This is a genomic window from Acinetobacter sp. GWC1_38_13 (genome assembly GCF_001767535.1).
Lineage (GTDB): Bacteria > Pseudomonadota > Gammaproteobacteria > Pseudomonadales > Moraxellaceae > Acinetobacter > Acinetobacter junii.
The window spans coordinates 1-14,445 of sequence record NZ_MELG01000125.1; the positions used below are offsets into that span (position 1 = coordinate 1).

Annotated in this window: 13 protein-coding genes; 10 read left to right on the forward strand and 3 right to left on the reverse strand. The window is 37.7% G+C overall.

What is annotated here, in order from left to right; genetic code table 11:
- Positions 1-195: 195 nt before the first annotated feature.
- Positions 196-618: a hypothetical protein gene (locus tag A2003_RS13665; protein ID WP_286687501.1), complete on the forward strand. Its 423-nt coding sequence runs from the start codon at positions 196-198 to the stop codon at positions 616-618.
- A 59-nt stretch (positions 619-677) separates the two neighbouring features.
- On the opposite strand, the gene A2003_RS13670 is transcribed toward A2003_RS13665, so the two are convergent.
- A complete protein-coding gene (locus A2003_RS13670) occupies positions 678-1,910 on the reverse strand; it encodes a pyridoxal phosphate-dependent aminotransferase (RefSeq protein WP_004953091.1) in 1,233 nt (410 codons plus the stop codon).
- 212 nt (positions 1,911-2,122) lie between these two features.
- On the opposite strand from A2003_RS13670, the gene A2003_RS13675 reads away from it, so the two are divergent.
- Positions 2,123-2,305, forward strand: coding sequence for a hypothetical protein (locus A2003_RS13675; protein WP_004913435.1), 183 nt, complete (start codon positions 2,123-2,125; stop codon positions 2,303-2,305).
- A 69-nt stretch (positions 2,306-2,374) separates the two neighbouring features.
- Here the strand turns inward: A2003_RS13675 and A2003_RS13680 are convergent, their stop codons facing one another.
- Together A2003_RS13680 and A2003_RS13685 are read right to left on the reverse strand one after the other, a co-directional pair.
- Entirely contained in the window at positions 2,375-4,006 is a 1,632-nt protein-coding gene (locus tag A2003_RS13680) for a S8 family peptidase (protein ID WP_286687502.1), read from the reverse strand.
- Between the two features lie 260 nt (positions 4,007-4,266).
- On the reverse strand, positions 4,267-5,055 hold the full coding sequence (locus tag A2003_RS13685) for an A1S_2505 family phage non-structural protein (protein WP_087540049.1): 789 nt from the start codon (positions 5,053-5,055) through the stop codon (positions 4,267-4,269).
- 223 nt (positions 5,056-5,278) lie between these two features.
- On the opposite strand from A2003_RS13685, the gene A2003_RS13690 reads away from it, so the two are divergent.
- The 8 genes from A2003_RS13690 (at position 5,279) to cgtA (ending at position 14,438) form a co-directional block, all read left to right on the forward strand.
- Entirely contained in the window at positions 5,279-5,971 is a 693-nt protein-coding gene (locus A2003_RS13690; RefSeq protein ID WP_204378799.1) for an SDR family NAD(P)-dependent oxidoreductase, read from the forward strand.
- Positions 5,972-6,055: 84 nt separating this feature from the next.
- The gene (gene uvrB / locus A2003_RS13695; protein ID WP_194597454.1) at positions 6,056-8,080 is read left to right on the forward strand and encodes an excinuclease ABC subunit UvrB; all 2,025 of its coding nucleotides are present in this window, start codon (positions 6,056-6,058) and stop codon (positions 8,078-8,080) included.
- A 120-nt stretch (positions 8,081-8,200) separates the two neighbouring features.
- The gene (locus tag A2003_RS13700) at positions 8,201-8,785 is read left to right on the forward strand and encodes a lipocalin family protein (protein ID WP_125272368.1); all 585 of its coding nucleotides are present in this window, start codon (positions 8,201-8,203) and stop codon (positions 8,783-8,785) included.
- 103 nt (positions 8,786-8,888) lie between these two features.
- Entirely contained in the window at positions 8,889-9,836 is a 948-nt protein-coding gene (gene rarD / locus A2003_RS13705; RefSeq protein ID WP_286687503.1) for an EamA family transporter RarD, read from the forward strand.
- 249 nt (positions 9,837-10,085) lie between these two features.
- Complete coding sequence (locus tag A2003_RS13710; RefSeq protein WP_004953105.1) at positions 10,086-11,543, forward strand: glyceraldehyde-3-phosphate dehydrogenase; 1,458 nt, start codon at positions 10,086-10,088, stop codon at positions 11,541-11,543.
- Between the two features lie 138 nt (positions 11,544-11,681).
- Positions 11,682-12,425, forward strand: a complete 744-nt coding sequence (locus tag A2003_RS13715) for an MFS transporter (RefSeq protein ID WP_286687504.1) — start codon at positions 11,682-11,684, stop codon at positions 12,423-12,425.
- Positions 12,425-13,105: a hypothetical protein gene (locus A2003_RS13720; protein WP_004913418.1), complete on the forward strand. Its 681-nt coding sequence runs from the start codon at positions 12,425-12,427 to the stop codon at positions 13,103-13,105. Before A2003_RS13715 ends, A2003_RS13720 begins: the two co-directional genes overlap by 1 nt.
- A 115-nt stretch (positions 13,106-13,220) precedes the next feature.
- Positions 13,221-14,438, forward strand: coding sequence for an Obg family GTPase CgtA (cgtA, locus tag A2003_RS13725; protein WP_004913416.1), 1,218 nt, complete (start codon positions 13,221-13,223; stop codon positions 14,436-14,438).
- Positions 14,439-14,445: the final 7 nt, after the last annotated feature.

Consider the following 14,445-nt stretch of genomic DNA (forward strand, 5'->3'; position numbering starts at 1 on the left):
CTGATCACAGATACTTTATAAAGTATTTTAGTACTTTTTTGAATCCGTCAATGCGTAAGTCCTAGTCTATAAAAAAAACTTGAATTTTGATGAGGCTGTTGTTAGATTTTGATTTAAGAAAGTGTTTAGATCAGTCTAAACAGTGTGGATTTAACCCAACTTGCCAGCACTAAAATGGCTAAATCGGAGGTCGAAATGACTACTCTTCGTATTGAATCTATTTTTTCAAATTTTTCTTTCTATAAGCAAAATTATCTCAATATAATTAACGATCCTTCCCAATATTATCAAGTCGTAGAAAGTGCAAATATTCATTTCGCAAGTTTTAGTGATGAACGCTTATATTTAGGTGATTTATTACAACTTTGGCTAGGTGATAAATGGACTGAGCATCAGCTTAAGACCTTAGCAAAATCGCATTATTTGTTGCCAACACAAGATGGGGTAAATGGTCGAAATTCTTTATTTCTTTTCGCTTTTAAAAAGCATAGTTTATTTAAACAAGCCTATGCATATGCTTGGAATACTTTAGAAAATAAAGTCCAAGAAATCGCTTTGAACGAAAGTTTCCCTTTCTATTGTCATTATTTGACATTAAGTCGTCCAAAACGGGTTTAATATTTCTGAAATAAAAAAGACCTGTACAAGACAGGTCTTTTTTATTTGTTTTTTAGGATTTAAGCTGTTTTCTCTGCTTCAATAGAAGCAATTGCAGCATCAACGCCTTCGATTGAATCAGCAGCATTTTTAATACGCGTTAGAGCATCTACCAACACTTCATCAGCAGTTGCGTATGAAATACGCATAAAGCCACCTAAACCAAATGCATCACCTGGTACAACTGCCACACCAGTTTCTTCGAGCAACCATTCAGAAAACTCTGTGCAAGATTTTAAGCCTTTAGCACGAATCAATGGGCGAATGTTTGCGTATGCGTAGAATGCACCATCTGCTGGTAAGCAAGAAATACCTTTGATTTCATTCAGACCATTCACAACCAAGTCATGGCGACGCTTAAATGCTTCAATCATAGGTTGAAGGACGTCTTGTGGACCATTTAATGCGGCTTCAGCTGCAACTTGTGAAATTGAAGTTGGGTTCGATGTAGATTGTGATTGAATGTTTTTCATCGCACCGATTAGTTTTGCTGGACCTGCAGCATAACCAATACGCCAGCCTGTCATTGCATAAGCCTTAGATACGCCATTGAGTACGATAGTGCGGTCGTATAAATCAGGAGCAATCGTCGCGATGTTATAGAATTCATCTTCCCAGCGGATTGGTTCATACATATCATCTGATGCAATTAAAACTTGCGGATGACGGCGTAGAACGTCAGCAAGAGCTTCTAACTCAGCTTTGGTATAAATCATACCTGTTGGGTTTGAAGGACTATTAAGTACTAACAAACGAGTATTTGGTGTGATCGCAGCTTCTAATTGTTCAGGTGTGATTTTGAAGCGTTGTTCTTCACCACATTTTACAATCACTGGTGTACCTTCAGCGATGATCACCATATCTGGATAACTTACCCAAAATGGTGCAGGGATGATGACTTCATCACCTTTATTTAAGAGCGCAAGAGCCAAATTAAAGAAACTTTGCTTACCACCACAAGATACTAAAATCTGGTTAGGTTGATAATCTAAATTGTTATCACGTTTTAATTTCGCAATAATCGCCTTTTTTAAGCTTGGAGTGCCGTCAACTGCTGTGTATTTTGTAAAGCCTTTGTTAATCGCTTCAATTGCTGCATCTTTGATGTGTTGAGGTGTATCAAAGTCTGGTTCGCCTGCACCTAAACCAATCACGTTTTTACCAGCAGCTTTAAGCTCTGCAGCTTTATTCGTAACTGCTAGTGTAGGGGACGGTTTGATAGCATTTACACGATCAGATAGACGTACGTCCACGGCATTATTCCTTCTTATGGGATTAAAAAATAAAAAGCATTATATTTTAGCTCAAATAAGCTGAGGTGTGGTCGAAAGTTGCCTTAATCGAATAAAAAGTTACCAAATACTGGAGATTTATAGGATTTTGTTTTTTACATATTTTATTTTTATCAAAATATCAAAAATCCTTTACAATAGCCGCTAGAAATTTAGATTTCGAGAGAATTTTAATGAGTACGCAACAACCAAAAGCCAAAAAAGCTTTGGTGAAATTACCTTTCCCGATGCCATCTGCGCAAGATGACTCAGATGAGCAGTCAACACACAATCAGGTGAGACCAAAACCTGAACAGTATGCTGATCGTACTTGGATGCCACCACGTGGCACACGTCGCTCAATGGGCAAGCGTTAATCAAGTCACAGTGTGATTAAAATAAAAAACCTCCCAGCTTGCGAGGTTTTTTTATAATCGTTCTATCTATTAACGATAAATGGTAACTGAGCTTACGATATTACTACTAGAAGCGTAAGTCATATTAGTACCTGAAATATTTTTGACGCTGTATTTGGTATTGCTCGTAAATCGGCTGATATTACCACTGTTCAATTGGCATTGACCTTGTGAATTTGTCGTGCAATTTACTGATGTTCCTCCAACACTAAAACCTCCACTTACTGTCGCATTTGCGATTGGTAAATTGTTTGAATCAGTCACAGTTGCAATGACATTAGCGCGCCATGTTCCTAACTTTGAAACGATTACAGAAGAACCAGTTAATTGGCTAATTCTAACAATCGAAGTCGGAGTAGTCGGCTGAGTTACGCTCGACACAGTGTTGTAAAGAAGCTTATTTGGACTACCAGCAACGTTTAATACAACATTCGCATTAGCAGAGCTGAGTAACTGAGTTGTTATCGTTTGAACAGTCGCTGTAGGGGAGCTTTCTAATAAAGTTGCAACGACACCAGCTACATGAGGTGATGCCATCGAAGTACCATTTAAATTGGCTGTCGCTGTGTTGCTACCAATCCATGCTGATGCAATATTGCTACCTGGTGCAAATAAATCTACGCAGCTTCCGTAGTTTGAATAACTTGCACGATTATCACTACTGTCTGTTGCTGCAACTGTAATTGCTTTTGCCGCTCGTGCAGGTGAGCTATTACATGCATCGGTATTTGAATTACCTGCAGCGACCACAGTAACGAAACCGTTATTCACGAGATTATCAACAGCAGTATCTAATGTACTGTATGCACTACCACCCAGTGACATATTCACTACAGCGGGTTTGCGACCATTTTGAATAATCCAGTCTAAGCCTGATATGACGCCACTCATTGCACCAGAGCCATTACAGTCTAGAACGCGCACTGGGGTGATAAGACTATTTTTAGCTACACCATATGTGGTGCCTGCTAAAGTTCCAGCTACATGTGTGCCATGACCATCACAATCTTCTGTCCCTCGACCATCATTGATCGCACTAAAACCATTTTGAATTCTGCCTGTAAATTCCTGATGTGTTGACAAGATTCCTGTGTCTACAACATAGGCATTAACACCTGCACCAGTATTTTCATAACTGAAGCTTTTGCTAAGTGGTAGATTGTTTTGATCAATTCGATCCAAGCCCCATGAAGGATTTGACTGTGTGGTTAGATTGGTTTGTATGACAGCATCTTGCTCAATAAAATTAACCTGAGGATTTCTTTGCATTGCCTGAATAAATTGCTCACTTGCTGTTTCAGGAATACTGATCGCAAAGCCGCGAACTGCTTTTGAATAAACAAATAGAATTTTCCCACCAAATTGTTGAGCGATATTTTTGGCAGCTGTACTCGGTAACTCAGATAATGGATTCAAAACCACAATATATTGATTTTTAATCGGTGTATTTGAATTTGTTGGGGCTTGAATCGTGCTTTTTAATTTGGGCGTTGCGACTGATAATGGAGTTGTAGATAGAGAGTTTGTTGTACTTTGATTGATCGAGTTGGTTTTAACTGGAGCAGTTGGATTTGTATTGCTTTGATTAAACGCAGCATAACTTAAAGCCATGATCGAAATTGCAGATGTTGCAACAATAAATTTACGAGATTGAGCTTTCATTCAGATGTCCCTATTGATTAAGTTTAATCACACAATCTGATCCTTATTATGTGTGCTTTTTATTCATCAGATGTTGATTATAGGCGGATAAAGTATGAAAGAAATAAGTCAGTGTGATGAAAGCTAAAATTTTTTGTAATAATATTGATGTAAATCAATTATGTACGCAGCAATGTGTGTCAGTTATCGAATAGAGAACCATGTAAACCAAATCTTGTATTTGTCATTATTGTGGGATTTGGTTTAGCTGATCTTATCAATTAACGATTTACACTATGATCAATTCGGATATCTCCATTCCATAGGTGAATGAAGTCATCTTCATCAAATTCGTATAGTTCCATCAATGCAATAATCGTCCCAATGAAAATCATCGGTTTTTCGTCATTTTCATCAAAATTAAATAAGCTAGATAAATGTTTGAGCGTATCGTTAATTTCATATTCACGACCACGATCATACCGATCACATGGGTACATCGGTTCTTTTAAAATTTGTAATGCAATTTGTTGCTGTTCAGGTGACAACGAAGTCGTGTTGAGAGCTTCTTCATAAGATTCATAACCGTATTCATCAAAAAAAATAACTTCATTTTTGATAAAAGCTTTCACCCATTCTTGAGTCAATGTTGGGAAAAGTCTTTTGCGGTCAGGTTCTAAATAGGGTTTGAAGGATTGTGGGAAAATCACATTATTTGAAATGCCTTCAAACAATGGTGCAATTTCCGAAAATTTATAACCCGCACTTCCACATCCAAGAGCAGTCACAAAATACTTCATTTTGGGATGATTTTTCGTATAAATTTTAAAATCATTAACGTAATGTTCGATCTGTGGAAGAGGCATTTGTTGCAAATGTTCATTGAGCGTTGGAATAGCAAAACTTTGACCAGCCCAACCACGACCAACACCTTTTACCGCCGCAAAATGTTGTGCAGCTATACGTGCAGCTCCAGTATCATGAATACCTGCTAAATTACTTCCAAAAACAAAAACAGTGTCTTCTGGAAGCTCTGTAATGATTGTTTCGTCATGGTATTGATATGTCATTGGAATTCGTATTTTGCGTTGTCGTTGCAACCATGTTGCTATTGATTTGTAATAGGGTCAAGTAAAAAAATATTTAATTGTTATGCTAAGAATTTCAAATTCTTAAGTGCCTTTTTTATTTCAAATCAGTTAAGGGAATTGCGATAAAATTCTCGTGACATGAAATTCACATCTTATTGTCTAAGCTCAAGTTTGAAAAATGATTAATCTTTAGGTGATCCAAATGAGTATCGTTGTTGCTGGGGCTTCAGGTGGAATTGGTCATGCACTTTTTAAACAGTTAATTCATCAACCTATAAAGCAAGTTTATGCTATTAGTCGCCAGAAGCTTAGAGAATGTGATTTACAAGCTGACTTGTCAGACCCAGATCAAATAGACCATGTACGAGAATTTTTGGATCATATTCAGGTTTCAGAAATTTATTGTTGTGCAGGTGTGCTGCATGAAGATCTTAATATGCCTGAGAAAATGTTAAGTCAAATTCGAGATGAATGGATTTATAAATCTTTGTCACAAAACGTAATGACTCATGTCCATCTTGCACAAGCCTTAGCCCCAATTCTAAATAAAAATTATGATCTAAAATGGCTCTCCTTGTCGGCTAAAGTCGGGAGTTTGGAGGATAATAGCTTAGGAGGATGGTATAGCTATAGAATGACCAAAGCCGCACTGAATATGTTCATTAAAAATTTAAGTATTGAATGGGCACGTAAATCTTCAAATATTCTCGTGGCAAGTATTCATCCAGGAACAACGGATTCAGAATTATCTAAACCATTCCAACGCAATATTTCACCAGAAAAATTATATAGTGCTGAGCAAACTGCCGATCGGTTAATTGCCGTGATGAACAACTTATCTAAACATCAGCATGGGAAATTATTAAATTGGGATGGGCAGTTGTTACCTTATTAATAAAATGCAACTAAACTTGAAAAGCAGCAACTAGCCCAGATTGATTTGTTAAACTATTTTTAAATTTTATCAAAGAGTGTGCTTGTGAGCGAAAATCAACCTTTCGACTTAGTGACAAATTACCAACCCGCGGGAGATCAACCACAGGCGATTGAAAAATTAGTCAAAGGAATTGAGCAAGGTTTTCGCAATCAATTGTTGTTAGGGGTAACAGGTTCTGGAAAAACCTATACGATGGCAAATGTGATTGCTCAAACACAACGCCCAACCATCGTCATGGCACATAACAAAACCCTAGCAGCACAGCTTTATGGAGAATTTAAAGCCTTTTTTCCAAATAATGCGGTTGAGTACTTTGTAAGTTATTACGATTATTATCAACCTGAAGCTTATGTTCCTTCTTCAGATACGTTTATTGAAAAAGACTCAGCGATCAATGATCACATCGATCAGATGCGACTTTCTGCAACTCGTGCATTATTAGAACGCAGAGATGCAATTATTGTTGCTTCAGTATCGGCGATTTATGGTTTGGGTGATCCAAATGCTTATATGCAAATGCTATTGCATATCGTGCAAGGGGATCGCGTCAGCCGAGATGACATTATTCGTCGTCTAGTTGAAATGCAATACACACGCAACGAGTTAGAGTTTTTACGCGGTACTTATCGAATCCGTGGTGAAATTATTGATATTTTTCCTGCTGAATCTGATCAAGATGCCATTCGCGTTGAACTGTTTGATGATGAGGTTGACTCGATTCGATGGTTTGATCCTTTGACAGGTAAATTGGTGCGTAAAGTTCCTCGTGTAACAATCTATCCGAAAAGTCATTATGTAACACCAAAAGATCATCTAACCCGTGCGATTGATACGATTAAAGATGAATTAAAAGATCAGCTTAAATTTTTCAAAGACAATGATAAATTGCTCGAAGCTCAACGTATTGAGCAACGTACACGCTATGATTTAGAAATGATGCAACAGCTCGGGTATACCAACGGGATTGAGAATTACTCACGTCATCTTTCAGGTCGAGGAGCAGGTGAGGCACCACCCACCTTGTTTGATTATATTCCTGAAGATGCTTTGCTGATTATTGATGAATCGCATGTAACAGTTCCTCAAATTGGGGCGATGTACAAAGGAGACCGCTCGCGCAAAGAGAACTTAGTGAATTACGGTTTCCGTTTACCGAGTGCTTTGGATAACCGTCCTATGAAATTTGAAGAGTGGGAGCGCATTGTTCCGACGACGGTATTTGTCAGTGCAACACCAGCGCAATACGAGTTGGAAAAGTCAGAACAAATTGTTGAGCAGGTGGTTCGTCCTACAGGGTTAATTGATCCTGAAATTGAAGTACGTCCAGTATTGACGCAAGTGGATGATGTTTTATCTGAGATTAATATTCGTAAACAAGTCAATGAACGTGTCCTTGTGACCACACTGACCAAGCGAATGGCTGAAGATTTAACTTCATATCTAAAAGAGTATGGTGTCAAGGTAGCTTATCTGCATTCTGATATTGATACGGTTGAGCGTGTAAAGATTATTCATGAATTACGCACAGGTGTGCATGATGTACTGGTTGGGATCAACTTGTTGCGTGAAGGTTTGGATATGCCAGAAGTCTCTTTAGTCGCTATTTTAGATGCGGATAAAGAAGGGTTCTTGCGTTCAGAACGGTCATTGATTCAAACTATTGGTCGTGCGGCTCGTAATGTGAAGGGTAAAGCAATTTTATATGCTGATCGCATTACTGATTCTATGCGTAAGGCTATGGATGAGACTGAGCGTCGTCGCAATAAGCAAATCGAGTTCAATGAGCTTCACTGTATTACACCACGCAGTGCTGTGCGACAAACCATTAAAGAAATTGATACTGGCGAAGTGCTCAGTGATGATGAGATCGATGAAAAAGTGCTTGAGCAAGCTCAGTCAATCAGTGCTGATGAGCAACACTTACTCTCTGATCCAAAGTTATTTGCAAAACACATTTCTAAATTGGAAAAGGAAATGTTGAAAGCATCGAAAGAGTTACAATTTGAGCAAGCAGCTCGATTACGTGATGAGATTGTTCGAATGAAAGCGCATATGTTGCAGTCATAATTGTGGAGATAAATCCTGTTAGATGATACATATCGCAACAGTTTTTGTTTATAAATTGGGCTATGTTACTAAGCTAACTATATGACTATTTATAACAAATTTCTGTTTTGAGGATTTCCCATGCCATTTATTAAAACTTTTCCAAAAGCGAGTTGGAGACTAGCTAAAATTGCAGTGGGTGGTGTTGTTCTAACAGGTTTGGCTGCCGGCACAATTGCATATGCTCAAACAAAGCCTTTAGCAACTGTTGATAAGGTGGAGTTGGATAAGTATTTGGGAGTATGGTACGAAGTTGCACGCAAACCTATGTTCTTTGAACGTAAATGTGCTTACAACGTTTCAGCGACTTATACACTTAATGAAAATGGCAATATTGTTGTTGATAATAAATGTTATGACAAAGATGGAAATTTACAGCAAAGTATAGGCGAAGCCTTTGTCGTAAATGCTCCATTTAACTCAAAATTAAGTGTGAGTTTTTTACCAGAAAGTGTTAGATGGATTCCTTTAGCACGTGGCGACTACTGGATTTTGAAATTGGATGAAGAATATCAAACAGTTTTAGTTGGTGAACCGAGACGTAAATATTTATGGGTATTATCTAGAACCCCTAATCCTAAAAAAGAAACCATCTTAGAATATTTAAACTATGCAAAATCTCTAGGTTTTGATGTTAGCGATGTAATTTTTCCCGACCATCGATAAATAAGTTATACTTATTCGAAACCATGCTTGCATGGTTTTTTTATTTTTATATAGTGGATAAGTCAAGTATTTATTAGGGCGTCTAATAACGCTGAGGTTCAAAATGTTTAAAGGAATAGCCTATTCTATTTTGGCTTCAGTAACGTTCGGTGTTTTATATTTTTATACTCAGTTTTTGGGTGCGCTCGATAGTGAGCAAACCTTTGGTTGGCGTATTATTGCGACATTACCTTTTTTAACTTTATTTATGTGGATGAGTGGCGATTTGGTTCATATCAAATCGATCTTTGAAAGAATATTAGCTAAGCCAAGTTTAATTCTATTATTAATAATTACTTCGATACTTACCTCAGCGCAACTTTGGTTGTTTTTATGGGGGCCTATGCATGGTCGGGGGTTACAAGTTTCTTTAGGTTATTTTCTGCTTCCTTTGGTTTTAGTGCTAGCAGGAAGTGTTCTTTATGGCGAAAAACTCTCAAAATTTCAGTGGGTTGCAGTTTTACTAGCTGTATTTGGGGTGGGGCATGAGGTTTGGCGACTGGGAAGTATTGCTTGGGAAACCGCATTTGTAGCGATAGGCTATGCCGCTTATTTTATTTTAAGAAAGCAGATACATACCGATAATTTGGGTGGTTTTTGGTGGGATTTATTGTTGATACTGCCAATTGCTATTTTGCTTACACATACAGGAGCAACACCTTATGTGAAGTTTTTAGAGTTTCCAAGTTTATTTTTTGTGGTTATTGGTCTAGGTTTACTTAGTGCAATTGGTCTGGGGAGTTACATTTTAGCTAGTCGATATTTGCCATTAATTATTTTTGGTCTATTGGGCTATTTAGAGCCTGTTTTGTTGGCGCTTGTGTCTTTATTACTTGGTGAAAAAATTGGTGCGGAAGAGTGGCTGACTTATATTCCTATTTGGTTGGCAGTATTGGTGCTAATTTTAGAAGGTACTTTACATCTCTTGGAGCAGAAACGACGTCAGAATCAACTTGAGGTCAACCTCAAGCACTATCCCAAACGTATAAAACCAAACAATGAAGTAGAATAACGAAGTAGGTGTAGTTGTTTTTGGGAGCTGCGAAGATTATGAGTGAGTGAATTGATAAGAGTATTGCCTGAATAGAAATGATTTTCTAATAATCATAAAAATAATTATAGGTATTTTATGAATTTATAGTCAATTGGGACAAAATCTTAGCCCGATTAGCAGCTTTTGATTCAATATTGATGATAATTCTATTACAATTGTGGCGTTTTAAAATTCACGCCCAGTATATATAAATTAGAGGACGTAACTGTGAGCAAAGAAACTATCATTGCCTTACACGCAGAACACCAAGGTCGTTGGAAAAACCGTGAAGAAATCGCGGAACGCATGATTACCTTAATTGGTCAATTATACCGTGAGAAAAATATTGTTGTTTCTGTTTACGGTCGTTCTTTAATTAACCGTTCAGTGATCCAAATTTTAAAAACTCATCGTCGTACACGTATGTTAGACGTTGAGCTTTCAGTTGTTCACACCTTCCCAATCTTGGAAGCGTTGATGAAAGTTGAAAATATTGGTTCTGCAGAAGTTGATATCGGCAAACTTGCTGTTGAATATAAAAATCAAGGTGGTGATGTTGACGCTTTTGTTGCAAACGCTGTTTCTTCTATCCAAGGTAATTCAGAAGCTGCTGAGCCAAAAGATGTTGTGCTTTACGGTTTTGGTCGCATTGGTCGTATCTTAGCGCGTTTAATCATCAGTCAATCTGGTTTAGGTCGTGGCTTAAGTTTAAAAGCGATTGTTGTGCGTAAATCATCTGATGGTGACTTATCAAAACGTGCTTCTTTGTTACGTCGTGATTCAATTCACGGTACATTCGACGGCACAATCTCAGTTGATGAAGAAAACGAAGCAATCATTGCAAATGGTCAATTCATCAAAGTGATTTATGCATCAAGCCCAAGCGAAGTAGATTACACAGCTTACGGTATTGATAATGCTCTTCTTATCGACAACACAGGTAAATGGCGTGATGTTGATGGTTTAAGCCAACACTTACAATGCGCTGGCGTTGCTCGTGTTGTGTTGACTGCACCTGGTAAGGGTGACATGAAGAACGTTGTATTTGGTGTGAACCAAGCTGATATCTTAGATGAAGACAAAATCATCTCAGCAGCAAGCTGTACAACGAATGCAATTACACCTGTATTAAAAGTTTTAGATGACAAATACAAAGTATTAAATGGTCATGTTGAAACAGTTCACTCATTCACTAACGACCAGAACTTGATCGATAACTATCACAAGGCTGATCGCCGTGGTCGTGCAGCTACACTAAACATGGTTATTACTGAAACTGGTGCTGCTAAAGCTGTTGCTAAAGCCTTACCAGCACTTAAAGGTAAATTAACTGGTAACTCAGTACGTGTACCTACACCAAACGTTTCTCTTGCGATCTTGAACTTAACGTTAGAGAAAGAAGTAGATCGTGAAGAAGTAAACGAATATATTCGTCAAATTTCGATCAACTCTAATCTACAAGGTCAAATTGGCTATACAAACTCAACTGAGGTTGTATCTAGTGACTTTATCGGTTCTCGTACTGCGGGTGTATTTGATGCGCAAGCAACAATCACTTCTGGTAACCGTTTAACTGCTTATGTTTGGTATGACAACGAAGTGGGTTATAGCTGTCAAGTTTTACGTATTGCTGAACAAATGTGTGGCGTGAGCTATGCAAAAGTTCCTGCTGAAACAAATGCATAATATTTGTTAGCAAAGCTATACAATAAAAGCCCAGTTTAGACTGGGCTTTTTAATTGACTCTACAGAATCTATGCAGATTAAAACATTAAAATAGACGAAAATAATCACAAAGGGATAGGATTAGTTAGGATTACTTCATTGTTGCAGTTTAGACGTTTATTGGCGATATTTGGTCTTATCATTGTTGCAAACCTATGTGGTGTTTATATTGCAATGTGGGTATTTAAACACTTCAATATTTATATACCTTTAAAAGATCAAGATGTTGCGATTGATTTGCAAGAACCATTGCAAGTCCGTGTAAAAGTAAAAGATGCACTTAATGTAGATGTTGCTGGTCGAGTCAATGCAAAAATCCCAATAGATGAGCAGCTTAATGTTCCTTTAACACAAACACTTACACCAAGAGTTTATTTTGATAATCTCGTACCAATTAGTACAACTATTCCAGTTAAAGAAACGATTCAGGTAAATCAAAATTTACCAATTGATACCAAAGTTCAAGTTAAAATATTAGGTAATGATGTCACGTTGCCATTAAAAGGCACGATTCCATTAAAACTTGCTGTGCCGATAGATATTCAAGTTCCTTTACATCAAAAAGTTCATTTGAAATTTGATGCGCCTGTACGAACAGTGCTTAAAGAAAATCTAAATATTCCTCTAAAAGCACAACTTGATGCCAATATTCCAATTCAAGGAAAATTAAACGTACCGATTACTTCTGAGTTAAGTGCATCGGTAGATGTGAAAAATACACTTTCTGTAAAAATTGCAGACGGTGAGTTGAAAATTCCACTATCTACAATGTATTTAGATCGTGTGAAAACTCAACCTGTTGATGAGCCTGCATCACCTCATGAAGTTAAAATAGGTGAGTAATGGATATCACCAAATCACTTAAAAGTTTATTGATCAGTTTTGTGATTCTCACTACGTTAGTGGCGATTTTATTTTGGTTTTATCTGAATATTCAGGCATCTTTGATTGTATCTGCTGAACAAGCTGATATTCGATTGCCTGAATCTTTAGGAACTAAAATTCAGGTAGGGGAACATTTACGAGTTCGGTCTGAAGGTCAATTACAAACTACTTTAGATATTGATCGCACATTGCAATTGCCGTTAAAAGGAAAATATTTAGCTGATTTGAGTTTTGAAGTTGAAACACCAATTACGGTCAACATTAATTATCAAACGATGTTGAAAGTGGATGAGCTTATGCCTATTGAAACATCCACTGATTTAATTTATCAAAATAAATTATTGCCTAAATTTCCACTCAAATTGAATGTGCCAGTTAAGTTAGATATACCATTTGAATTAAAGCGGACATATACCATTCCAGTTAAAATTGTGTTTGATGGTCCCGTTCATTTTGGATTCGATGAATCGGTTACACTTCCTGTAAAACATCAATTTAAGCCAAGCTTTTATATGAATGATGCTATCAATATGAGTAATATTTCCTCATTCAACGCAATCATGTATAACTCAGTGCAAGACACAAAAGCGAATTTAGATATGAAAATGGATTTGCCATTGAAGAATGTAAAGCCTTAAAGGTAACAAAAAACTCTTTTTTAGCGTTTGATATGCATTTGCTGATTATTCTATTCGAGAAATTTATTAAAATGTGGCAAAATAGTCCGCTTTTAAGATTTTAGAGGATTGGCACATGCGCTTTGTTGATGAAGCAGTCATAACCGTAGAGGCTGGCGACGGTGGCAATGGCGTAGCCAGTTTTCGCCGTGAAAAATTTGTCCCTTTTGGTGGCCCTGATGGGGGCGATGGGGGACGTGGCGGAAGTATCTATATTCAAGCCGATGATGATACCAGCACCCTAGTTGATTATCGTTACACACGACGTTTCCGTGCTGAACGTGGTAAGAATGGTTCAGGTGCGAACTGTTCAGGTCGTGGTGGCGAAGACATTATTTTAAAAGTACCTGTTGGTACAACAATTGTAGATACCGAGTCAGGCGACATCATTGGTGATTTAGTTGCTGACGGTCAGCGTGTAAAAGTGGCAAACGGTGGCGATGGTGGTTTGGGAAATACTCACTTCAAATCATCTACCAATCGTTCACCACGTAAATGTACACACGGGATCAAAGGTGAGTACCGTGAAGTTCGTTTAGAATTGAAAGTTTTAGCAGATGTAGGTTTGCTCGGTATGCCGAATGCTGGTAAATCGACATTTATTCGTGCTGTAAGTGCGGCAAAACCAAAAGTTGCTGACTATCCATTTACAACGATGGTTCCGAATCTTGGTGTTGTAGATGCAGATCGTCATCGTTCATTTGTTATGGCTGATATTCCTGGATTAATCGAAGGTGCAGCTGAAGGTGCAGGGTTAGGGATTCGCTTCTTAAAGCACTTGGCGCGTACACGTATTCTTCTGCATATTGTTGATGTACAACCAATTGATGGTTCAGATCCAGCTTATAATGCACGTGCAATTTTAGCTGAATTAGAAAAATTCTCTCCGACATTAGCAAAACTTCCGATTGTTCTTGTACTAAATAAACTTGATCAACTTCCTGAAGAATCGAGAGATGAGTGGTGTCAGCACATTCTAGATGAATTACAGTGGACTGGTCCTGTATTTAAAACTTCTGGTTTAATGGCAGAAGGTACTAAAGAAGTTGTTTATTACTTAATGGATCAAATCGAGCAACAACGTGAGCGTGAAGTTGAAGATCCAGAGTACGCTGCAGAAATTAAAGCATTACGTGAACAGCTTGAAGCTGAAACGCGTGAACAAACCATCGCAGCAAAAGAAGCATATCGTGCTATGCGTAAAGCTCAGCGTGAAGCTGACTTGGACGATGATGAAGATTTTGATGATGATGAAGATGAAGGCGGCGTAGAAAGTATCTACGTTCGTGATTAGTGAACCG